We start from the raw sequence: 21,833 nt of genomic DNA, 5'->3' as shown, positions 1-21,833 counted from the left end.
TGGATTGCCACCCGGAGCTCCTATGAACACGCCCCGCTTCCCCGCCAACCCGGCCGCAGTGGTCGACGCCACCAAGGCATCGTCGCTGGCGGCCGCGGTGGTCGCCGCCATGCGTCGGATCGATCCGGCTGGCGGCCCTGTCTCCGCCGACCAGGTCCGCGCCTGGGCCAACACCCTGATGGCCGAGCTTTACTCGGCTCACGTTGCCCGCTGGGAGTACCGTCACGCGGACGACTTCGCGCCGGGCTGCTGGGCCGAAGCGAACGCCGAACAGGTCTACTACGGCCCGCAACGTGGCCTGGTCATTCGCGCTCTGTTCGAAAAGCCACGCGTGCCGCAGCCGGAGAAGGAGCACGTGTTCCAGAACCGCACCTGCACCGTGTGTGGCGACCCCGAAGACTGGGCCGGCCCTGACTGCATGCCGCCGGCGCCGCCGGTAGATCCGCGCAGTCGGCTTCCGTTCGACCCGCGCTGGATGCTGCAGCCGCTGCAGTGGCTGCGTGACGCTGGCCCCATTGCCCTCAACCGTTTCGACCGGGAACACCGGTCCAGAGAAGCTGCCTTCCTGTTCGAGCAGCTGGAAGCCTTCATCAAGGAGTGCGAAAAGCCATGACTCAGAAGCAGATCAGCCATCCCGAAGGCCTGGCCAACTGCGCCGCCGGCCACCGCGCGCGCCACATCCACGACGAGCGGCGAGCGAGCGCGGGTGGGGGTCACCTGGTCGAATGCTGCTGTAGGTCGACCAGCAAGAAGGCAGACGCCGATGCGGCGTTGGCCGAGTGGCGTCGGATCAACAGGCCGGCGCGGAGCCCGCGTGCTGCGCCGATCGGGGCCGGTAACGTTGTGCAGTTCAAGCTCAGCTTGGCCGAGCAATCACAAAAACCGGAGCGCGCGACGGGAGGCAGACATGGGCGCGGCTGAAAAGCTGGAAGAGTTGCTGTCACTGGACCGCGTGCGGCAGATGACCGGCATGGGCACCACCTTCATATACGGCGAGATCAAGGCCGGCCGCTTTCCGCGATCAATCCGCATCGGAAGGCGCGCACTCTGGATACAATCCGAGGTGCAAGGCTGGGTTCGGCAGCAGATCGCCCTGAATCGGCCTGTGCAGGTGGATGGGTAAGCGGGCGGGTGGCAATAGCTGAGACAAAGAAAAAGCCCCTATTTCTAGGGGCTTTTCGAAAATTCTGGCGGAGAGAGTGGGATTCGAACCCACGGAAGGTTTAACCCTTCGCCGGTTTTCAAGACCGGTGCCTTAAACCGCTCGGCCATCTCTCCGTATCGGCCCAGCCTGCTGGCCGGGCACGTATTCTCGCACGGCCGGGCGATTTGCCCAAGACCGTTGTTCCATCGGAGGCTGGCCTCAGCCCGCGTCCACCGCCAACGCACCCAGTGCACTGGCCTTGATCCGCTCCTTGGCCTTCTCGCAGGCGCCACCGCAATCCAGGCGCGAGGCCTCCAGCTGCGGTGGCAGGTGCTCGGCCAGGAAGTCGATGAATACCCGCACCGCCGGCAGCAGACCGCGACGCGAGGCGAACACGGCATGGCACACGCCCTGGGGCAGCGACCAGTCCGGCAGCACCACTTCCAGCTCGCCGTTGCGCACGGCATCGGCGCAGACGGTTTCCGGCAGCATGGTGATGCCGAAGCCGTCTTTCACCATGCTCTGCAGCAGCGGGAAATCGAAGCCAGCCACGCGCGGCTGCAGGTCCACCCGGCGCACCGCGCCCTCCGGTCCGTGCAGTTCCCAGCGCTGGCGCGCCTCGTCTTCACTGATGCTCAAGGTGACATGGTTGGCCAGCTCTTCCGGGTCCTTCGGGCGGCCCGCACGGTCCAGGTATTTCGGGCTGGCCACCAGCAGTTCCTGCACCTGGCCGAAGCTGCGCATCACCAGACTGCCATCGTCATCCAGCCGCGAACGCACGCGCAGGGCCACGTCATAGCCTTCGTTGATGATATCCACGCGGCGGTTGCTGATGTTCAGCTGCAGCCGCACCTTCGGGTACTGCTCGAGGAACTTGGGCAGCAGCTTGGGCAGCTGCATCTGCGCCAGCGACACCGGCACGCTGGCGCGCACCAGGCCGCGCGGCTCGGCGCTGAGGCGGTCCACCACCTCGCGCGCGGCCTGCGCCTCGGCCAGCATGGTCTGGGCGTGGCGGTGCACGCTGGTACCGACGTCGGTAACGGCGAAGCGGCGCGTGGAGCGCTGCAGCAGGCGCACGCCCAGGTCGGTTTCCAGCTGGCTGATACGGCGGCTCAAGCGCGACTTGGGGATGCCCAGTGCGCGCTCGGCGGCGGCGAAACCGCCGTGGTCGACCACCATCGCGAAGTAGTACAGATCATTCAGGTCATGCATACCCGAGTTCCATTGATAGAACAATACGTGGCATTCAACCACCTTTATCCCGTCGATGCAACAACCTATCGTTCTCTCCGTCGGCGGCAAGCCCGCCACCTCTCCCGAACATAGGTACTGCCATGAAGCTTCTGCACATCGACGCCAGCGTGCTTGGCGACAACTCCGTCTCCCGCCACCTGACCGCCGCCGTGGTGGCCCAGTTCAAGCAGCAGATCGACGGCCTGCAGGTTGATTATCGCGATCTTGACGCCAATCCGGTACCGCATCTGCGCAGCGGGTCGCTGGCCAAGACCGACCCGGCCGAGGCCGCTGATGCTGAACAGGTGCTCGAGCAGTTCCTGGCCGCAGACATCGTGGTGATCGGTGCGCCGATGTACAACTTCAGCGTGCCCTCCACCCTGAAGGCCTGGATCGACCGCGTGGCGGTGGCCGGGCGCACGTTCAAGTACACCGAGAACGGCCCGGTGGGCCTGGCCGGTGGCAAGCGGGTGATCGTGGTCAGCAGCCGTGGCGGCATCTACACCGATTCGCCGGCGGACTTCCAGGAGCCCTTCCTGCGCCAGACGTTTGCCTTCTGGGGCATCAACGACATCGAGTTCGTGCGTGCCGAGGGCATCGCCTATTCGCCGCAGCACCGCGAAGACGCGATTGCCGGTGCACTGGCAGCGCTGCCGTCGCATGAGCCGGCGGAAGTGGCAGCGGCGTAACGCGTTCCAGCGTTCGGCGCCTCTCTCCCTCGTCTGGGCGCTGAACGCGGGCCGGGATTCCCTCCCCCATCCCGGCCCACCCTGGCGGTCCTGCTTTTGCGGGGCCGCTTTTTTTTGCCACCATGGGGCGATGGACTACATCGTGATGGCTGCGCACCGCAGCGAATTTCCGCACCCGATCACCCTGCACCGTGGCCAGGCATTGGTGGTGGGCGAACGTTATGAGGGGCCCGAGGGTTGGGAGGACTGGTTTCTGTGCGAGGCCGAGGGACAGCAGCCGGGGTTCGTACCGGCGCCGGTGATCGGTCGCGATTCCCAGGGTGGCGCGTTTGCCACGGAGGATTACTGCGCGCGGGAGCTTGATGTGGACCCGGGGCAGCACCTGCGCGGCGTGCGCACGCTCAATGGGTGGGCGTGGTGTGTGCCGGCGGCTGGCGAGGCCGGTTGGGTACCGCTGGAGAAGTTGCGCGTAGCAGGTTGATGGATTGCGTCATCCACGCATGGCGTGGATCTACTGCAAAGCCCAAACCTCCAGCGCGTGGATGCCACACCGCGTCAGTAGATCCACGCCATGCGTGGATGCCACACCGCCTCAGTAGATCCACGCCATGCGTGGATGCGGTGCCGACATGGCCGGCACCCATCAAAATGCCGCCGGGCATGGCCCGGCGCTACCGGCTGATCAGCCGATGGTTTCGATGCCGCCCATGTACGGCCGCAAGGCTTCGGGCACGGTGATGCTGCCGTCGGCGTTCTGGTAGTTCTCCATCACTGCGATCATCGCGCGGCCGACGGCCACGCCCGAGCCGTTCAGGGTGTGCGCCAGCTCCGGCTTGCCGGTGGCCGGGTTGCGCCAGCGGGCCTGCATGCGGCGGGCCTGGAAGTCACCACAGTTCGAGCACGAGGAAATCTCGCGGTAGGTCTCCTGCGACGGCAGCCAGACTTCCAGGTCGTAGGTCTTGATGGCCGAGAAGCCCATGTCGCCGGTGCACAGCAGCACCTTGCGGTACGGCAGGCCCAGCTTCTCCAGCACCACTTCGGCGCAGCGGGTCATGCGCTGGTGCTCGGCGTCGCTGTCTTCCGGGCGGCAGATCGAAACCAGCTCGACCTTCTCGAACTGATGCTGGCGGATCATGCCGCGCACATCGCGGCCACCGCTGCCGGCTTCGGAACGGAAGCACAGCGAATGGGCGGTCATGCGCAGCGGCAAGCGCTCGGCGTCGAGGATCTCGTCGCGGGCGATGTTGGTCAGCGAGATTTCCGAGGTCGAGATGAGGTAACGCTTCTGCTCACCCAGCTGGGTGATGAACATGTCCTCTTCGAACTTGGGCAGCTGGCCGGTGCCGTACAGGCTGTCGGCGTTGACGATCACCGGCACGTTGGTTTCCTGATACTCATGCTCGCCGCTGTGCAGGTCGAGCATGAACTGGGCCAGGGCGCGATGCAGGCGGGCAATCGGGCCACGCAGCACGGTGAAGCGCGAACCGGACAGCTTGGCGGCGGTCTCGCCGTCCAGCCACTTGTTGCGGGCGCCCAGTTCGACGTGGTCGAGCACCTTGAAATCGAACTGGCGCGGGGTACCCCAGCGCGACTGCTCGACGTTCTCGCTCTCGTCGGCGCCGGCCGGCACGTCATCGGCGGGAATGTTCGGGATGCCCATGGAGATCGTGTCGATCTTCTCGCGCAGCTCGTCCAGGGCCACTTCCGAGGCCTTCAGCTCATCGGCGAACGCGGCAACCTCGGCCATGATGGCCGAAACGTCCTCGCCCTTGGCCTTGGCCTGGCCGATGGCCTTGGAACGGCTGTTGCGCAGGCTCTGCAGCTCCTGGGTACGCACCTGGATGCGCTTGCGATCGGCCTCCAGTGACTCCAGGGCAGACACGTCGAGCTCGAAGCCGCGGCTGGTGCGCAGGCGTTCGGCGAGGTCGGCGGGCTGGTGGCGGAGCAGGGCTGGATCAAGCATGGCAGGCGTCGTGGTGGGTAACAGGAACGGGATTATCGCCTGTTATACGGAATTCTGCCGCCCGGTTCATTCCGGCCGTGGCAGAATCGAGGCATTCCGTACTGGTCTGGTCCATGTCTGCTCCCCGTCCGTCGCCTGCCAAGTCGTTCACCGTGCATATCCCGCGCAACGCCCTGAAGATCGCCGGCATCGCCTTCGGCGTGGGCATCCTGCTGTTCGTGCTGGTCTGGCTGACCGGACGCGACAAGGAATTCTTCCGTGCCGACCCGGCCGCGCAGACGCCGCAGGAAACCGCCCAGGTGGAACCGCTGCCCGAACCACTGGCCGCGGCGGCCGGTTCCAGCGACATGCCAGACGCCAAGCCGGCCCCGGTGCCGGACGAGGAAGATGCGCCGAAGCTGGTGGAAACCGCCCCGCCCCCGCCACCGGCCACGGTTGAACCCGCTCCGGCCGCGCCGGGTACTGCGGCACCGGCAACCGCCAATGCGCAGCCGATGCCGATTGCCGGCCAGTCGCCGCCGCCGGCCTACCCGGCCGCCGCCCTGCGACGCGGTGAAGCGGGCAGCGTGGTGGTGCGGGTGGAGGTGGACGCCACCGGCTACCCGAACAACGTGACGGTGATCCAGCGCAGCGGTTCGCGCGAGCTGGACCGTGCAGCGACGGACGCGGTGCGTCGCTGGCGCTTCAGCCCGGCAGTCAGCAATGGCCAGCCGGTACCCGGCAGCATTGAAGTGCCGTTCGACTTCAAGCCGCAGTAACTGAACGCTTCCCCGCAGAAAAGCTGAACCTTGCAGGTTGCGTTGACGCAATGCTGACACGCTTCGACGCCGCCTCGGGCAACACTCTGGGCGTCGTTACTGACGTGAGGAGTTTGCGATGACTGCCACCACCCACGAGAACCTTCATTCGCCGCAACTGCAGCAGGATGGCGCGCTCGAGCCGCGCTCGACCTCCCCTTGGCTGTGGCTGGCCCTGATCGTGGCGATGTTCGCCGCGGCACTGGTCTGGCTGCGTTTCTCCAGCCATGACGACGTTGCGCCTGCGCCGGTAAGCGAGCGCATGCTGCCGGCCACGGAAACGCCGGTCGCCGCCACGCCCGCCCCGGCTGCGCGACAGGCCGTGCCCGCGCAGAGCGAGCGCAAGGCAGCCCCGGCCGTACGTAACCGTGAGGCGCGTCCGCTGGCGAGCAACAGCAAGCCCAGCTATCCGGCCGCCGCGCTGCGCAGTGGCGTGCAGGGCAGCGTGGTTGCCAGCTTGAACGTGGATACGCGTGGCAACGTGACCGACGCTGCGATCGTGTCGCGCAGTGGTGAGCGCAGCCGCGACCTGGACCGTGCCGTGCTGAACACCGTGCAGGGTTGGAAGTTCGAGCCGGCCATGCACCAGGGCCGTGCGGTGGCGAGCGTGGTACGCGTGCCGGTGGATTTCCGTACCGAACAGCGTTGATCGCCGGCTGACGCCTGAAATGAAAACGGAGGCCTCGGCCTCCGTTTTTTTTGCGCGCGCATTGGGATTCCGGCGGGCATGGCCCGGCGCTACCGGAACAGGCGCCGAAGGGTAGCGCCGGGCCATGCCCGGCCAGCGCAGCGGCGCCGGGACTACCTCAGGCCAGGTTGAAGCCGGCGCTGCGTGCGAGTCCGTCGAAATCCGGGAAGGACGTTGCGACGTTGGCGATGTCGTTGATGCGCACTTCGCCATGGCTGATCTGGCCGGCAATGGCGAAGGCCATCGCGATGCGATGATCACCGTGGCTTTCGATGGTGCCACTGCCCAGCGATACGCCGCCGTGCAGGGTGGCGCCATCTTCGGTTTCGTCCACCTGCATGCCCAGCGCGCGCAGGCCGGTCGCCATCGCGGCCAGGCGATCGGATTCCTTCACCCGCAGTTCGGCGGCGCCGGTCACCACGGTCTGGCCTTCGGCGGCAGCAGCGGCCACGAACAATGCCGGGAACTCGTCGATCATGTCCGGCACCAGCTCCTCGGGAATGCGCGCACCCTTCAGCGGCGCATAGCGCACCAGCAGATCGGCCACCGGTTCGCCGCCCTGCTCTGCCGGGTTCTGTTCGGTGATGTCCGCGCCCATCAGGCGCAGCGCGTGCAGCAGGCCGGTACGGCGCGGATTGAGGCCGACCTGCTTCAGGCGCAGTTCGGAGCCGGGAATGATGCTGGCCGCGACCAGGAAGAACGCGGCCGAGGAGAAGTCGGCCGGCACGACGATATCGGTCGCGCGCAGGCGCTGGCCACCACGCAGGCGGGCCTTGCCCGGCGAGAACGCGATGTCCACGCCGAACGCGGACAGCATGCGCTCGGTGTAGTCGCGGGTCGGGTGCGGTTCGGTCACGCTGGTTTCGCCGTGCGCGTACAGGCCGGCCAGCAGCACGGCGGACTTGATCTGCGCACTGGCCACCGGCGAGGCAAAGTCGATGCCGTGCAGCGTCTGTCCGCCGTGCACGTGCAGCGGCGGCGTGCCGTCTTCCTCGGTGTCGATCTTCGCGCCCATCTGCGACAGCGGACCGGTGACTCGGCGCATCGGACGGCCGGATAGCGATTCGTCGCCGACCAGCGTGCAGTCGAATGCCTGACCGGCCAGCAGGCCGGCCAGCAGGCGCATGCCGGTGCCGGCATTGCCACAGTCGAGCGGTGCGCTGGGTGCCTGCAGGCCATCGATGCCGACGCCGTGCACGACGCGCTGCGACGCACTGGGGGTTTCGATGCGCACGCCCAGCTGGCTGAAGATGCGCGCGGTGGCGCGGGTGTCTTCGCCTTCCAGGAAGCCTTCGATATGCGAGGTGCCATCGGCCAGCGCGGCGAACATCACCGAGCGGTGCGAGACCGACTTGTCGCCGGGAATGGTCAGGCTGCCCTGCAGGGGCTGGCCCTTGCGGGCGATCCAGTGCTGCGCATTGCTCATCGTTGAATGGTTCCGTAAACGCCGGCTCGCCGGCGGTGCATCAGGGGCGGCGGCCGCAGCCGCCGCAGCAGGGATCAGGGCACGGCTACCGGATAGGAGCCAAGCACCTTGATCTGCGCCGAGTGCGCTTCCAGTTCGGCCAGTGCGGCCTGCATCGGCGCGTCGTCGATGTGACCGGCCAGGTCGATGAAGAAGCCGTATTCCCACTTGCCGTGGTGCGAGGGACGCGACTCGATGCGGTTCATGCTGATGCCATGGCGCGCGAACGGGCTGAGCACATCGAACAGCGCGCCGGGCTTGTCATGGATGAACACCAGCACCGAGGTGCGGTCATGGCCGGAGGTCGGGAAGATGTTGCGCCCCACCACCAGGAAACGGGTGGTGTTGTCGGCATCGTTCTGGATCGGCTTGGTGACGACCTTCTTCAGGCCGTACACATGGCCGGCGCTCTCGCCGCCAATGGCCGCGGCATCGTCGGCGTTGCGCGCGCGTCGCGCGCCTTCGGCGTTGCTGGCCACCGGGATCTTCTCGGCCTTCGGCAGGTTGGCGCGCATCCATGCCGAGGTCTGCATGAACGACTGCGGATGGCCGTAGACGCGCTCGATGTCCTCGATGCGGCCACTGCGCGACATCAGGTACTGCTGCACGCGCAGTTCCACTTCGCCGCAGATCTTCAGGTTGGAGGTGAGGAACATGTCCAGGGTGATCTGGATGGTGCCCTGCCCCGAGTTTTCCACCGGCACCACGCCGAAATCGGCGTTGCCCGCTTCCACTTCCTGGAACACTTCTTCGATGCTGGCCATCGGCAGGCCCAGCGCCGAGCGGCCGAAGTGCTTGAGCACGGCCTGCTGGCTGAAGGTACCTTCCGGACCGAGGTAGCCGATCTTCAACGGCTCCTGCTGGGCCAGGCAGGCCGACATGATTTCGCGGTAGACGTGCACCAGCAGCTCATCGCTGAGCGGGCCTTCGTTGCGATCCACCACCATGCGCAGGACCTGCGCCTCGCGCTCGGGGCGGTAGTAGTCGACGGCGGCGGCGAGCTTGCCCTTGGCCTTGCCGACCTGGTGGGCGAACTGTGCGCGTTCGGCGATCAGGCTCTGGATGTCACGGTCGATCTGGTCGATCTTCGAACGCACATCGGCCAGTGCCAGTGGCGCCAGGGTCGGCACCGCGGTTGCCTTCGACTTGCCCTTGGGCTTGGAAGTGGCGCTGTCCTTGGCCGGCTCGGCCTTCTTCGACGCCTTCTTGCTGGGTTTGCTTGCCATCGGAATTCCTTGTTGCGGGGCGCGCACCCGACGATGCGCGCCGTTCATTGCTCAGCCGTGACGCTGCTGGAAATCGGCCATGAAGGCGACCAGCGCCTCGGCCCCGGCCAGCGGCATGGCGTTGTAAAGCGAGGCGCGGATGCCACCGACCACCTTGTGACCCTTCAGCGCCAGCAGGCCGGCGGCCTTGGCATCGGCGACGAAACGGGCATCGAGGTCGGTGTTGGGCAGGAAGAACGGGATGTTCATCCGCGAGCGCGCCGAATGGGCGACCTCGTTGCGATAGAAGCCGCCGGAGGCATCGATGGCGCCGTACACCAGCGCGGCCTTGGCGGCGTTGCGTTTGGCGAACTCGACCACGCCACCTTCGGCCAGCATCCACTTGAACACCAGACCGGCCAGGTACCAGTTCCAGGTGGGCGGGGTGTTGAGCATGGAATCGCGGGCGACGTGCGAGCGGTAATCGAAGATGTCCGCGCGTGGCTGGCCACTACGCTCCAGCAGGTCGCGACGGATGATCATCACCGCGATGCCGACCGGGCCCAGGTTCTTCTGCGCACCGGCATAGATGACACCGTAGCGGCGCACATCCAGCGGCTCGCTGGCGATGGATGAACTGAAGTCGGCCACCAGCGGCACGTTGCCGGTCTCGGGCACATCACGGAACTCGACGCCGTGGATGGTCTCGTTGGCAGTGATGTGCACGTACGCGGCGTCGGGAGAGAGCTGCCAACCGGCGCGCTCGGGCAGCTGGCGATACCCTTCGGCCTCGCTGCTGGCGGCGATGTTGACGTCCACGTAGGGGCTGGCCTGCTTGACTGCGGTCTTGCCCCAGTGGCCGGTGACCACGTAGTCGGCACGCTGGCCGGGGCTGGCGAAGTTGAGCGGGATCAACGCCTGCTGGGTGGTGGCGCCACCGGGCAGGAACAGCACCGCATAGTCCTCGGGAATGTCGAGCAGGCGACGCAGGTCGGCCTCGGCCTCGGCGGCCACGGACATGAACTCCGGACCGCGATGGCTCATTTCCACGATGGAGGCACCGCTACCGTGCCAGTCCAGCATTTCCGCCTGCGCCTGGCGCAGGACCGATTCCGGCAACGTTGCAGGGCCGGCACTGAAGTTGAACGCGCGCGTCATGGCACACCTGTGGGGCAAGACCCCTAGTATGCCGCACTGCATCAGCCTTGCGGCCTTGTGGCGCAAGGGAAATTTGGTTGCATCCGTATCCATTGCCGCGGCTGCACTGGTAGTGCCGGCCGCTGGCCGGCAACTGCAATCACCTTGGTTCACCGAGGTTGCCGGCCAGCGGCCGGCACTACCCAAAGCGGGTTGGTCCGGGCGGTAGCGCCGGGCCATGCCCGGCGGAACCAATTCAGCGCGCGCCGAACCAGAGCAGCAGGCTGAGCACGGCTGCCAGCAGCAACGCACTGCCCAGCAGCCACGGCCAGCGCCGCACCCGACGCGGAGCGACCGGTACCACCGGTGCCTGTTCGGCTTCGTCGCTGCCTTCGTCATCGGCCAGTGGCGGTCGCCGGCGCGGGTCGTGCGGCACTTCCAGCACGAACCGGTGCTGGCCGTCGAACACCACCTGGTCGCCGGCCTGCAGCCAGCAGTGGCGCACCGCAACGCCGTTGACCCGGGTGCCATCGGCACTGCCCAGGTCGCGCAGCAGTACCCGCTCGCCATGGACTTCCACCCGCGCGTGCTGTTCGGCGAAGGCGGGTTCATCGATCTCGATGTCGACATCGCTTCCACGGCCGATCACCCGCGCGCGCGACAGGGGGTAGCTGCGGCCGTGGTGCAGGCCGCCCACACCGCGCAGCAGGCGCTGCTCGTCACCGCTGCCTTCGACGCTGGCTGCCGGCGCCGGTGCCTGCAGCAGGGTGTCGACCTCGCCCTGCAGGACCATTTCCACGCCATCGACGTAGACCGCGTCGCCCGCCCTCAGCAGGGCCATGCGCCGCACCGGGCGACCATTCACATGGATGCCACGGATACCGTTGCCGACCTGCAGCCAGAGGCCGCGGTCGTCCATGCAGAACTGCGCAAGCAGCAGCGCGCCGTTGCCGGCATCACCGAGGCGCACGCTGCCGTTTGCCTGGCGCACGATGCGCTGCACCCCGGGCCGCAGCGGCTGGTCGGGCTGTTGTTGTTGACTGAAGTGAACTAGCAGGTTCTGCACGCGGCGCAGACTAGCAGGTTGGCCGCCCACGAAGAAGAACCTGCGATGAGCGCTTGGCGTGGGCGCCGTCGATGCGCACAATGCTCGCCCTCTCAATTGATCCCCGCCCTGCGCCAGGAGCCTGCATGTCCACCATCGATGTCCGCCACGCCCACACCCTGCCCGACACCCAGGCACGTGAAGCGATCGAGCAGGTTGCCGCCAAGCTGGGCGAACGCTTCGGCCTGAAGTCGTCGTGGGCCGCCGACGTGCTGAATTTCTCCGGCAGTGGCGTGGACGGTGCGATCGAACTGCAGCCGGGCGCGGTGCGGGTCACGGCCAAGCTGGGCTTCCTGCTGTCGGCAATGAAGGGCATGGTCGAAAGCGAGATCCAGCGCGTGTTGAAGGAAAAGCTGGGCTGAACCTGCGCTGCGGCCATCACGGCCCAGCAACGGCGCGCCGCGCTACTCTCGGGGATAGGCCCAACTCCCACGGGGAATGCAATGAACCGTTACGAGAATGACGATCGCCGCGACGACGATGCCGGCTTCGGCGACCAGGCAGAGCGCTTTTCGCGCAAGCTGAGCGATTCGGCACAGCAGGTCTGGCTGGCCGGTCTGGGCGCCCTGGGGCGCGCGCAGGCAGAGGGAGGCCGTTTCTTCGATGGCCTGGTGAAGGAAGGCGAAGCCTGGGAAGCCCGCCGCCGTGAACGCAGCGGCGAGCAGGAACCGGGCTGGCGCGACAACGTCGAGCACTCGCTGGACGAAGCCCGCGAGAAGGCGTCCGGAACCTGGGACAAGGTCAACAAGGCCTTCGATGACCAGGTGCAGGGCGTACTCAAGCGACTGCACGTGCCGACCGCCGATCAGGTGACCGCGCTGGAAGCCCGCATCGATGCCCTGACCGCGCGCCTGGCCAAGCTCGAACACCGTGCCTCCACCGACGTGGATGCTCCCTCGCCGGGCAGCCACCAGTCGCCGGGAAGCACGCCCTGAACCGCCTTTGTTGCAACGCAATAAATTTTCGTTGACAATCGCGTAGAACCCGCCAATCGCTTCGGCTGCCGTTTGTTCCCTCCCCTCACGGCTTCAGGATTGGCGGGTTTTTTCGTGTCTGGCACGTGCGGATCTGCGGGCTGCATCACGGTTGTTGTCGGGAACACCCTGACGCAATCAACCGGTCGGCCCTTTACACTGTGGGCTTCCGTTTTCGCCCCTTCCGTCGTCGCCCTGCATGCTTCCCTGGATTCTGGCCCTGCTGTCGGCCCTGCTTACCTGCACCCTGGCCACCGTGTACCTGTGGTGGTTCAAGCGTCGACGTACCGAAATGCAACTGGGCCTGCGGGCCTTGGCGGGCATGCACTGGCGTGAGTTTTCCACGCTGATCAAGCGCATGCTGCGCGAGCAGCGCGGCCTGCGTGAACTGCAGGATCCGAGCGAGGAAAGCCGCGAGCCGAGCAGCGATTTCCTGCTCAGCGATGGACCGAACACCTGGCGGGTGTCGTGCAAGCACGGCCTGGCCTATCGCATCGGCACCGCTGCGGTGAACGAACTGGGTGCTGCCGCGCGGCTGGCAGGCGCCAAGGGCGGCATGCTGATCACCGAAGGCCGGATTGAACGCGATGGCCTGGGCGCGGCGGAAAAGCAGGCAGTGGAAGTAATCGATGGTCCGCGCCTGTGGCCACTGCTGCAGCCCTACCTGCCGGTCGATGTTGACACCCGCGTGCGCGCGATCGCCCGCCATGAGGCGCTGCGCCGCATTGCCATCGCCGCACTGGCTTCAGTGACGCTGGGCCTGCTGGTCGGGCTTGGCCTGCAGGGCCTGCGCCCGGAACAGGCGGACCCGATCCCGGCACCCGCCGTTGCACCTGTCGCGCCGCCGGCCGCACGTCCTTTGCCGACGCCCGTCGCGCCGGAAAGCGCCGCCAATGCGCCCGCTCCCATGGTCGCCGCAGCCGCGCCGCAGAATGCCGACGATGCGCGCAGCAATCCCAACCCGGACGCCGCCACGCTGGACCGCTACCAGGCCGAACTGGCCCGCGCGCTGGCGGGGCAATCCGGCATCGCCAGCGGTGTCTGGCTGACCCGGCAGACGCTGGCCATCAACCGCACCGGTGAACTGGAAACGGTGTGGCCACGCGTGTGCCAGGAAGTGCTGCGCTACCCCGCCCTGCGCAACGTGCGCGTGCAGCTCAACGCCCGCCCCGGTGTGGATGAGCCGGTGCGCTGGCGGCAGTGCGCGACGTATTGATGGGCTGCCGGGTGTAGCGCCGGGCGCGTGCCCGGTCGCCGTATCGTCAGCCCCGTGACGCCAGGTGCGCGATGTAACTGGAGCGCGACTCGCCGGCCGCCTTGGCCTGCGCATCCAGGCGCGCAAGGACACGGCGCGGCAAGCTGATGTTGACGCGCTCAATGGTGTCATCCAGCAACGAAGGGTCGATGCAGATGTAAGCGAGGATCCATCCTGCTGCAGCTCCGGCCTCGGCTACCACCTTCTGTGGCGATGAAGGGCGTGGAATCGAGCGGCCGGCATCCAGCGCGGCGTCGATCCATGCCAGTGCCGCCTCTTCGGCAGACGTCAATGCATCGTCGAGTGTGTCGGCAGCCGAGAAGCAGCCAGGCAGGTCCGGCACGATCACGCTCCACGCGGTGCGTTCATCACCGGCCTCGATCAAGACTGGATATCGCATGAGGGCCTCCTACGTCAGTCCCGCAAGCTTCCGCAGTGCCTGCACCAACCCTTTTCCCAGATCCTTTTTGGGATGAGGAACGGTGATGATGTGAGGCCGGTACGGATGCACGAATACATGATGGGATCCGCGGATCCGGTTGCAGTACCAGCCCGCCGCTTCCAGCTCCCGGATGAGGTCCCTGCTTTTCATGCAGGAACCATACACATCGTACACACGCACCGACAGAGCGCAAGACGACAGAGCCGGCAACGCCACGGCGAAGGGAATGTCCGCCGCTATCGCGCCCCGGGTGCGAAACGGGCGACCAGGTCCCAGGCATCGCCCAGGAACATCTGGCGCACGCGGGTGATCGGCTGTTCGCCGCGCCAGGTCAGGCGCTCGATCACCAGGCAGGCGGTACCGGGCTTCACGTCCAGCAGCCTGGCGGTGGACGCATCGGCGCCCCAGGCGCTGATGCGGTGCTGGGCGCGCGTCCACGACACGTTCTGCAGCAGCCAGCTGCCCGGCGCGGTGGTGCTGAAATCCACCTCCAGCACCTCGGGCACGCCGACCGGGCTGATCAGGCGATGCTCCAGCGCCAGCGGCCGGCCATCGGCCAGATGCAGGCAGCGCATCGCCAGCAACTGCTCACTGCCGGCCAGTTCCACTTCGCCGGCATTGGCTGCCTCGGCCAGGCGCAGTTCACGCTGCAGCAGCCGGTAGCCGTACTGATGTCCGCGCGATCCGACCTCCATTGCGATGTCAGGGATCTCCAGCGCCACCTGCTCCAGATGCGGTGGCTGTCGAGCCACGAAGGAGCCCGCTCGGCGGCGGCGCTCGATCATGCCGCTCTCGGCCAGCGCCGTCAGCACCTTGTTCACCGTCATCCGCGAGCAACCGTACTGCTCCATCAGTTCGTGCTCGTACGGAATACGGAAGCCCGGCGCCCACTCTCCGCTGAGGATGCGGCTTTCCAGGTCGCTGCGGATGCGCTGGTTGAGCGTGGCGGACTTGCTGGCCTTCACGGGGTGGAGTCTCGATGGTGGGAGGCGATCAGCCCAGCACGCCACGCAGGGCAGCGGCGAAGGCGCTGGTGATGGCCTCGCGCTGCAGGTGGCGGCCCTCGGCCACGCACTGGCGGCCATGGCGCCAGACCGATCGCAGCGCGCCATTACGTGCGGCGAACACCCAGCTGTCAAGCCATGCGTCACCGTGTCGCGCCTGCAACGCCGGGTGCGCGACATCCAGTTCAACCATGTCTGCGCTGGCACCCACCTGCAGGCCGGCGGCCACACCCAGCGCCTGGGCACCGCCCTGCAGCGCACCCTCGAACAGGAAACGCCCAGTGCTGCGGCCGGCATCCGGAGCCAACACATTGCGACCCCGCAGGGTCAGGCGCTGGCCGTATTCCAGCAGGCGCAACTCTTCTGCGGCATCGATCAGCACGTTGGAATCGGAGCCCACGCCGAAGCGCCCGCCCTCGCGCGCGAAGGCCTGCATCGGGAACAGGCCGTCGCCCAGGTTGGCCTCGGTGATCGGGCACAGCCCGGCCACGGCGTTGCTGGCGACCATCTGCGCGCGCTCGTCGTCGGTGATGTGGGTGGCGTGCACCAGGCACCAGCGCGCATCGACCGGGGCATGCTCGTACAGCCACTGCACCGGTCGCCGGCCACTCCACGCCAGGCAGGCCTCGACCTCGCGCACCTGCTCGGCGATATGGATGTGTATCGGGCCATCGGTAAGCGGCAGCAGTGCGCTCAGCTCCTCGCCCGTCACCGCGCGCAGGCTGTGCGGGGCGATGCCGAGCACCGCATCGGGCAGCGTGGCCAGCGCGGTGCGGGCGCCATCAAGCAGCTGCGCGAACCCGTCTACATCATGGATGAGGCGGCGCTGCGCCGGGTTCGGCGGCGCCCCACCGAAATCGGCGTGGGCGTAGAACACCGGCAGCAGGGTCAGGCCGATGCCGGTCTGCGCGGCCGCAGCAGCGATCTGCACACTCATCTCGGCGCGATTGGCGTAGGGGCGGCCATCGGCATCGTGGTGCAGGTAGTGGAATTCGCCGACACGGGTGAAGCCGCTTTCCAGCATCTCCATGTAGGCCTGGGCGGCGATGGCCTGCACTGCATCCGGGCGCAGACGGGCCAGGAAGCGGTACATCAGTTCGCGCCAGCTCCAGAAACTGTCGCCGTCGCCGCCACCGATCTCGGTCAGGCCGGCCATGCCGCGCTGGAAGGCGTGGCTGTGCAGGTTCGGCAGGCCCGGTACCAGAATGCCCACGCGGGTATCGCCCTGCTGCGCAGCCTGCCCACGCGTGACCTCGGCGATGCGCCCGTCCTGCACCTGCAGGCGGACGTCGGCGGCCCAGCCGTCGGCCAGCAGGGCGTGGGCGGCATGGAAGGAGTGCGCGGAACGCGAATCGGACATGGCTGGACAACCCGAATTGGACGCCTATATTGTATAGACATATAAGCACAGCCGCGTTCTGGATGCCATGCACGTCGATACCCTCTGGTCCAACGTCCACCTGATGACCCTCGATGGCGAGGGCCTGGGTGTCCTGCGCGATGGAGTACTGGCCGCCACCGATGGCCGCATCGTGCACGTCGGCCCCGCCGGCAGCGATGCCGACCTGCAGCCGACCACCCGCATCGACGGCGAAGGCCGATGGATCTCGCCTGGTCTGATCGATTGCCACACCCACCTGGTCTACGCCGGCAACCGCGCCAACGAATTCGAGCAGCGCCTGCAGGGCGTGAGCTATGCCGAGATCGCCCGTGCCGGTGGCGGTATCGTCTCTACGGTGCGCGCCACCCGTGCTGCCTCGCCAGAGCAGTTGGCACGCGAGAGCCGCCCGCGCCTGCTGGCGATGCGCGCCGAAGGCGTAACCACCATCGAGATCAAGTCCGGCTACGGCCTGACCCTGCAGGACGAGCGCAAGCAGTTGCAGGTGGCACGAGCGCTGGGCGAGGAATGCCGGGTGAACGTGGTGCCGACCTTCCTCGGTGCGCACGCGGTGCCGCCCGGTCGCGAGGCGCAGGAATACACCGATGAGGTGTGCGAGGTGATGATTCCGGCCATCGCTGCAGAAGGCCTGGCCGAGGCCGTGGACATCTTCTGCGAGAACATCGCGTTCTCGCCGGCGCAGGCCCGCCAGGTATTCGACGCTGCGCGTGCGCATGGTCTGGCGATCAAGATCCACGCCGAACAACTGAGCAACCAGCATGGCGCCGAACTGGCGGCCGGTTTCGGCGCGCTGTCGGCCGACCACATCGAACACCTGGACGACGCCGGCATCGCCGCGATGGCCGCCGCCGGTACCGTCGCCGTGCTGCTGCCGGGCGCGTTCTACTTCACCCGCGATACCACCCTGCCGCCAATCGCCGCGCTGCGTGCGGCCGGCGTGCCGCTGGCACTGGCCACCGACAGCAACCCCGGCACCTCGCCGCTGACCAGCCCGCTGCTGGCAATGAACATGGGCGCCACCCTGTTCCGCCTGACCGTGGACGAGTGCATCGCCGGCTTCACCCGTGAAGCGGCGCGTGCGCTGGGCCATGGCGAGCGCATCGGCCGCCTGGCCGTCGGCATGGACTGCGACCTGGCGATCTGGGACATCGACGCCCCCGCCGACCTGGTCTATCGCATTGGATTCAACCCGCTGCACGCGCGCGTGGTGCGCGGACAGCCCGACCTGCCTGCCTCCTGGAGCAACACATGAGCAACACCCTGGTTCTTCGCCCCGGCCATGTCACCCTCGCCCAGTGGCGGCAGGCGTATCGCGGTGCGCCGCTGTCGCTTGACCCGGCCGCGTTGCCGGCGGTGCGTGCCAGTGCCGCAACGGTGGCTGCCATCGTCGCCAAGGGCGCACCGGTGTATGGCATCAACACCGGTTTCGGCAAGCTGGCCAGCGTGCGCATCGAGCGCGAGGACCTGGCCACCCTGCAGCGGAACATCGTGCTCTCGCATGCCGCGGGCGTGGGCGAGCCGATGCCGGCGAATGTGGTGCGGCTGATGATGGCGTTGAAGCTGGTCAGCCTGGCCCAGGGTGCTTCCGGCGTGCGCGAGGAAACGCTGCTGCTGCTGGAAGCAATGCTGGTGAAGGGCGTACTGCCGGTGGTGCCGGCGCAGGGCTCGGTCGGTGCCTCGGGCGACCTGGCACCGCTCTCGCATCTGGCCAGCGTGATGATCGGCGTCGGCGAGGCCTTCGTCGGCGATGAACGCCTGCCCGCCGTGGACGCACTGGCACGCGCCGGCCTGCAGCCGGTGGAACTGGGCGCGAAGGAAGGCCTGGCCCTGCTCAACGGCACCCAGTTCTCCACCGCGTACGCACTGGCCGGCCTGTTTGAGATCGAAACCGTGTTCCAGGCCGCACTGGTCACCGGCGCGCTGTCTGTGGAAGCGGCCAAGGGCTCGGATACGCCGTTCGATCCGCGTATCCATGCGCTGCGTGGCCAGCGTGGGCAGATCGCCACCGCCACCACCCTGCGCACGCTGATGCAGGATTCGGGCATCCGCGAATCGCATCGTGACAACGACGTGCGGGTGCAGGACCCGTACTGCCTGCGCTGCCAGCCACAGGTGATGGGCGCGGCGCTGGACATCCTGCGCCAGGCTGCGACCACGCTGGAAATCGAAGCCAACGGCGTGTCCGACAACCCGCTGGTGTTCACCGATACCGGTGAGGCGCTGTCCGGCGGCAACTTCCACGCCGAGCCGGTGGCCTTCGCCGCCGACATGCTGGCGATGGCCGTGTGCGAAATCGGTTCGATCAGCGAGCGCCGCCTGGCGATGCTGGTCGACCCTGCGCTGTCCGGTCTGCCAGCCTTCCTGACCCCGCGCCCGGGCTTGAACTCCGGCTTCATGATTCCGCAGGTGACCGCCGCTGCGCTGGTCTCGGAAAACAAGCAGCGCGCCTACCCCGCCAGCGTCGATTCGATTCCCACCTCGGCCAACCAGGAAGACCACGTGTCGATGGCCGCGCACGGTGCACGCCGCCTGATGCAGATGGCCGAGAACGCAGCCAACGTAATCGGTATCGAGCTGCTGGCCGCTGCGCAGGGCTGCGACTTCCATGCGCCGCTGCGCTCCAGCAAGGCACTGGAAAACGTGCGCGCCACGCTGCGTGCACAGGTGCCGATGCTACAGGACGATCGCTATTTCCACCCGGACATGGTGATCGCAACCGACCTGGTCCGCAGCGGCGCATTGGCCAAGGGCCTGGCCGAGCTGTTGCCCACGGTGGAACCGCAGGCATGAACGGCCATCCCGAATGGCTGACCGTGCACGAAGGCGATGCGCCGCTGATCGTCAGCTTCCCGCACACCGGCAGCGAGCTGCCGCATGATCTGATCGGCGATTTCCACTCGCCGTGGCTGGCGCGCCGCGATGCCGACTGGTGGGTGCATGAGCTGTACGACTTTGCACGCGGCATGGGCGCGACCACCGTGCGCTCGGCAATCTCGCGTTCGGTGATCGACCTCAACCGTGATCCCAGCGGCGTGTCGCTGTACCCGGGGCAAAACACCACCGGCCTGTGCCCGCTGACCACCTTCGACAACCAGCCGCTGTACCACGCCGGCCGCGAGCCGGATGACGCCGAGATTGCCCGGCGCCGCGACACGTATTTCGCGCCGTACCACAACGCACTGGCCACGCAGATCGCACGCCTGCGTGCACGTCACGGCACCGTGGTGGTGTACGACGCGCATTCGATCCGTTCGCACATCCCGCACCTGTTCGAGGGCGAGTTGCCGCAGTTCAATCTCGGCACCGCCGGGCCGTCCGGTGCACCGGACACCTCCTGCGACAACGCACTGAGCGATGTGGTGGAGAACCTGCTGGCGCTCAGCGGCATGAGCCAGGTGCGCAACGGCCGCTTCAAGGGCGGCTGGATCACCCGCCACTACAGCAGCATTGCCGGTGGTGTGCACAGCCTGCAGATGGAACTGGCCTGCCGCGGCTACATGCACGAACCACTACCCGACCAGGTGGACGAGCACAGCTGGCCCACCCCGCTCGACCCCGAACACGCCGCACCGCTGCGCCACACCCTGGCGCAGGTGCTCAATGCCTGCCTTGAATTCGCTACGAACCGGAGCGCCGCATGACCCGCAACGACCCGTCCCGCACCATTGCCGCACCGACCGGCACCACGCTCACCGCCAAGAGTTGGCTCACCGAAGCGCCGCTGCGCATGCTCATGAACAACCTGCACCCGGACGTGGCCGAGCGGCCGCAGGAGCTGGTGGTCTACGGCGGCATCGGCCGTGCCGCACGCGATTGGGAGAGCTTCGACGCCATCGTCGAAACCCTCAAGCGCCTGGACGACGACCAGACCCTGCTGGTGCAGTCGGGCAAGCCGGTGGGCGTGTTCCGCACCCATGCCGATGCACCGCGCGTGCTGATCGCCAACTCCAACCTGGTGCCGCGCTGGGCCAACTGGGATCACTTCAACGAGCTGGATAAGAAGGGCCTGGCGATGTATGGCCAGATGACCGCCGGCAGCTGGATCTACATCGGCGCACAGGGCATCGTCCAGGGCACCTACGAAACCTTCGTGGAAATGGGCCGCCAGCATTACAACGGCAGCCTGGCCGGCAAGTGGCTGTTCACCGGCGGGCTGGGCGGCATGGGTGGCGCGCAGCCGCTGGCCGCGGTGATGGCCGGCGCCTCCTGCCTGGCGGTGGAATGCCGCAAGAGCAGCATCGAGATGCGCCTGCGCACCGGCTACCTGGATACCTGGACCGACGATCTGGACGAGGCCCTGCGCCTGATCGAAGCATCGTGCACCGCCAAAAAGCCGCTGTCGGTGGGCCTGCTCGGTAACGTTGCCGACGTGCTGGACGAACTGCTGATCCGCGGCGTGAAGCCGGACCTGCTGACCGACCAGACCTCCGCCCACGACCCGGTGAACGGTTACCTGCCGCAGGGCTGGACGGTGGAAGAATGGGATGCCAAGCGCGTGACCGCCCCGAAGGAAGTGGAAAAGGCCGCGCGTGAGTCGATGGCCAACCACATCCGCGCCATGCTCGGTTTCCACTCGCTGGGCGTGCCTACCGTGGATTACGGCAACAACCTGCGGCAGATGGCGCTGGAAGAAGGTGTCGAGGATGCGTTCGATTTCCCGGGTTTCGTGCCGGCCTACATCCGGCCGCTGTTCTGCCGTGGCATCGGCCCGTTCCGTTGGGCGGCGCTGAGCGGCGACCCGGAAGACATCGCCAAGACCGATGCCAAGGTGAAGGAGCTGATTCCGGACAACCCGCACCTGCACCGCTGGCTGGACATGGCCGCCGAGAAGATCAAGTTCCAGGGCCTGCCGGCGCGCATCTGCTGGGTCGGTCTGGGCGATCGTGATCGACTGGGCCTGGCGTTCAACGAGATGGTGGCCAACGGTGAACTGAAGGCGCCGGTGGTGATCGGCCGCGACCATCTGGACAGCGGCAGCGTGGCCTCGCCGAACCGCGAAACCGAAGCGATGGCCGACGGCTCCGATGCTGTGTCCGACTGGCCGCTGCTGAATGCCCTGCTCAACACCGCCAGTGGCGCGACGTGGGTGTCACTGCACCATGGCGGCGGCGTGGGCATGGGCTTCTCGCAGCACGCCGGCATGGTGATCGTCTGCGATGGCACTGAAGCGGCGGCCAAGCGCATTGCACGCGTGCTGTGGAACGACCCGGCCACCGGCGTGATGCGCCATGCCGATGCGGGGTATGAGATCGCGATTGAGTGCGCGAAGGAAAAGGGTCTGGATCTGCCGGGAATCCTCGGCTGACCCAGCACCCGGGTAGTGCCGGCCGCTG

At 67.2% G+C, this 21,833-nt stretch carries 24 protein-coding genes and 1 tRNA gene; 14 read left to right on the top strand and 11 right to left on the bottom strand.

The window, feature by feature from the left end; translation table 11 throughout:
- The first annotated feature begins 22 nt into the window (after positions 1-22).
- The 3 genes from M2299_RS02780 to M2299_RS02770 are packed head-to-tail and all read left to right on the top strand — an operon-like array spanning position 23 to position 1,123.
- Positions 23-613, top strand: coding sequence for a hypothetical protein (locus tag M2299_RS02780; RefSeq protein ID WP_280883798.1), 591 nt, complete (start codon positions 23-25; stop codon positions 611-613).
- The gene (locus tag M2299_RS02775; protein ID WP_280883797.1) at positions 610-921 is read left to right on the top strand and encodes a hypothetical protein; all 312 of its coding nucleotides are present in this window, start codon (positions 610-612) and stop codon (positions 919-921) included. The genes M2299_RS02780 and M2299_RS02775 overlap by 4 nt, the downstream gene beginning before the upstream one ends.
- Positions 908-1,123, top strand: coding sequence for an AlpA family phage regulatory protein (locus M2299_RS02770; RefSeq protein ID WP_100436544.1), 216 nt, complete (start codon positions 908-910; stop codon positions 1,121-1,123). Before M2299_RS02775 ends, M2299_RS02770 begins: the two co-directional genes overlap by 14 nt.
- Positions 1,124-1,188: 65 nt before the next feature.
- On the opposite strand, the gene M2299_RS02765 is transcribed toward M2299_RS02770, so the two are convergent.
- Positions 1,189-1,278, bottom strand: a tRNA-Ser gene (locus M2299_RS02765).
- Between the two features lie 85 nt (positions 1,279-1,363).
- A complete protein-coding gene (locus tag M2299_RS02760; protein WP_025878750.1) occupies positions 1,364-2,356 on the bottom strand; it encodes a LysR family transcriptional regulator in 993 nt (330 codons plus the stop codon).
- A 122-nt stretch (positions 2,357-2,478) separates the two neighbouring features.
- Here M2299_RS02760 and M2299_RS02755 point away from each other — a divergent pair, with 122 nt between their 5' ends.
- Positions 2,479-3,066, top strand: coding sequence for an NAD(P)H-dependent oxidoreductase (locus tag M2299_RS02755; protein WP_059064575.1), 588 nt, complete (start codon positions 2,479-2,481; stop codon positions 3,064-3,066).
- Positions 3,067-3,196: 130 nt separating this feature from the next.
- Positions 3,197-3,547 (top strand): variant SH3 domain-containing protein, encoded by a 351-nt coding sequence (locus M2299_RS02750; RefSeq protein WP_033831455.1) that lies wholly within the window; start codon positions 3,197-3,199, stop codon positions 3,545-3,547.
- Between the two features lie 201 nt (positions 3,548-3,748).
- Here the strand turns inward: M2299_RS02750 and serS are convergent, their stop codons facing one another.
- Positions 3,749-5,029: a serine--tRNA ligase gene (serS, locus tag M2299_RS02745; protein ID WP_025878753.1), complete on the bottom strand. Its 1,281-nt coding sequence runs from the start codon at positions 5,027-5,029 to the stop codon at positions 3,749-3,751.
- A 113-nt stretch (positions 5,030-5,142) separates the two neighbouring features.
- Between serS and M2299_RS02740 the strand changes: the two genes are divergently transcribed.
- Both M2299_RS02740 and M2299_RS02735 read left to right on the top strand, forming a co-directional pair.
- On the top strand, positions 5,143-5,787 hold the full coding sequence (locus tag M2299_RS02740; protein WP_025878754.1) for an energy transducer TonB: 645 nt from the start codon (positions 5,143-5,145) through the stop codon (positions 5,785-5,787).
- 118 nt (positions 5,788-5,905) lie between these two features.
- The gene (locus tag M2299_RS02735) at positions 5,906-6,475 is read left to right on the top strand and encodes an energy transducer TonB (RefSeq protein WP_025878755.1); all 570 of its coding nucleotides are present in this window, start codon (positions 5,906-5,908) and stop codon (positions 6,473-6,475) included.
- A 157-nt stretch (positions 6,476-6,632) separates the two neighbouring features.
- Here M2299_RS02735 and aroA read toward each other — a convergent pair whose 3' ends face one another.
- The 4 genes from aroA to M2299_RS02715 form a co-directional block, all read right to left on the bottom strand.
- Complete coding sequence (gene aroA / locus M2299_RS02730) at positions 6,633-7,940, bottom strand: 3-phosphoshikimate 1-carboxyvinyltransferase (RefSeq protein WP_088100318.1); 1,308 nt, start codon at positions 7,938-7,940, stop codon at positions 6,633-6,635.
- Between the two features lie 74 nt (positions 7,941-8,014).
- Positions 8,015-9,205, bottom strand: a complete 1,191-nt coding sequence (pheA, locus tag M2299_RS02725; RefSeq protein WP_025878757.1) for a prephenate dehydratase — start codon at positions 9,203-9,205, stop codon at positions 8,015-8,017.
- A 51-nt stretch (positions 9,206-9,256) separates the two neighbouring features.
- On the bottom strand, positions 9,257-10,342 hold the full coding sequence (gene serC / locus M2299_RS02720; protein WP_025878758.1) for a 3-phosphoserine/phosphohydroxythreonine transaminase: 1,086 nt from the start codon (positions 10,340-10,342) through the stop codon (positions 9,257-9,259).
- A 235-nt stretch (positions 10,343-10,577) separates the two neighbouring features.
- On the bottom strand, positions 10,578-11,387 hold the full coding sequence (locus tag M2299_RS02715; protein ID WP_025876986.1) for an FHA domain-containing protein: 810 nt from the start codon (positions 11,385-11,387) through the stop codon (positions 10,578-10,580).
- 125 nt (positions 11,388-11,512) lie between these two features.
- Here M2299_RS02715 and M2299_RS02710 point away from each other — a divergent pair, with 125 nt between their 5' ends.
- The 3 genes from M2299_RS02710 (at position 11,513) to M2299_RS02700 (ending at position 13,616) form a co-directional block, all read left to right on the top strand.
- Positions 11,513-11,788, top strand: a complete 276-nt coding sequence (locus M2299_RS02710; protein ID WP_025876985.1) for a polyhydroxyalkanoic acid system family protein — start codon at positions 11,513-11,515, stop codon at positions 11,786-11,788.
- Positions 11,789-11,869: 81 nt separating this feature from the next.
- Positions 11,870-12,361 (top strand): phasin family protein, encoded by a 492-nt coding sequence (locus M2299_RS02705; RefSeq protein ID WP_025876984.1) that lies wholly within the window; start codon positions 11,870-11,872, stop codon positions 12,359-12,361.
- 238 nt (positions 12,362-12,599) lie between these two features.
- Positions 12,600-13,616, top strand: coding sequence for a restriction endonuclease (locus M2299_RS02700; protein WP_223486009.1), 1,017 nt, complete (start codon positions 12,600-12,602; stop codon positions 13,614-13,616).
- Between the two features lie 46 nt (positions 13,617-13,662).
- On the opposite strand, the gene M2299_RS02695 is transcribed toward M2299_RS02700, so the two are convergent.
- From M2299_RS02695 to M2299_RS02680, 4 genes are all read right to left on the bottom strand, one after another.
- Positions 13,663-14,055, bottom strand: a complete 393-nt coding sequence (locus tag M2299_RS02695; protein WP_100436547.1) for a type II toxin-antitoxin system HicB family antitoxin — start codon at positions 14,053-14,055, stop codon at positions 13,663-13,665.
- A 9-nt stretch (positions 14,056-14,064) separates the two neighbouring features.
- Complete coding sequence (locus tag M2299_RS02690) at positions 14,065-14,247, bottom strand: type II toxin-antitoxin system HicA family toxin (RefSeq protein ID WP_099784683.1); 183 nt, start codon at positions 14,245-14,247, stop codon at positions 14,065-14,067.
- An 86-nt stretch (positions 14,248-14,333) separates the two neighbouring features.
- Complete coding sequence (hutC, locus tag M2299_RS02685; protein ID WP_099842959.1) at positions 14,334-15,062, bottom strand: histidine utilization repressor; 729 nt, start codon at positions 15,060-15,062, stop codon at positions 14,334-14,336.
- Between the two features lie 28 nt (positions 15,063-15,090).
- Positions 15,091-16,461, bottom strand: coding sequence for a formimidoylglutamate deiminase (locus tag M2299_RS02680; RefSeq protein ID WP_280883796.1), 1,371 nt, complete (start codon positions 16,459-16,461; stop codon positions 15,091-15,093).
- A gap of 67 nt (positions 16,462-16,528) precedes the next feature.
- Here M2299_RS02680 and hutI point away from each other — a divergent pair, with 67 nt between their 5' ends.
- The 4 genes from hutI to hutU are packed head-to-tail and all read left to right on the top strand — an operon-like array spanning position 16,529 to position 21,805.
- On the top strand, positions 16,529-17,752 hold the full coding sequence (hutI, locus tag M2299_RS02675; protein WP_080148874.1) for an imidazolonepropionase: 1,224 nt from the start codon (positions 16,529-16,531) through the stop codon (positions 17,750-17,752).
- The gene (hutH, locus tag M2299_RS02670) at positions 17,749-19,290 is read left to right on the top strand and encodes a histidine ammonia-lyase (protein ID WP_280883795.1); all 1,542 of its coding nucleotides are present in this window, start codon (positions 17,749-17,751) and stop codon (positions 19,288-19,290) included. Before hutI ends, hutH begins: the two co-directional genes overlap by 4 nt.
- Positions 19,287-20,141: an N-formylglutamate deformylase gene (hutG, locus tag M2299_RS02665; RefSeq protein WP_032976262.1), complete on the top strand. Its 855-nt coding sequence runs from the start codon at positions 19,287-19,289 to the stop codon at positions 20,139-20,141. Before hutH ends, hutG begins: the two co-directional genes overlap by 4 nt.
- On the top strand, positions 20,138-21,805 hold the full coding sequence (gene hutU, locus M2299_RS02660) for a urocanate hydratase (protein ID WP_280883794.1): 1,668 nt from the start codon (positions 20,138-20,140) through the stop codon (positions 21,803-21,805). Before hutG ends, hutU begins: the two co-directional genes overlap by 4 nt.
- Positions 21,806-21,833 lie beyond the last annotated feature (28 nt).

This window comes from Stenotrophomonas sp. 1278, from assembly GCF_029892765.1.
In the GTDB taxonomy this organism is placed as follows: Bacteria; Pseudomonadota; Gammaproteobacteria; order Xanthomonadales; family Xanthomonadaceae; genus Stenotrophomonas; species Stenotrophomonas indicatrix.
Note: the sequence above shows the minus strand (reverse complement) of the source record. Positions and strands in the feature narration are given on the sequence as shown.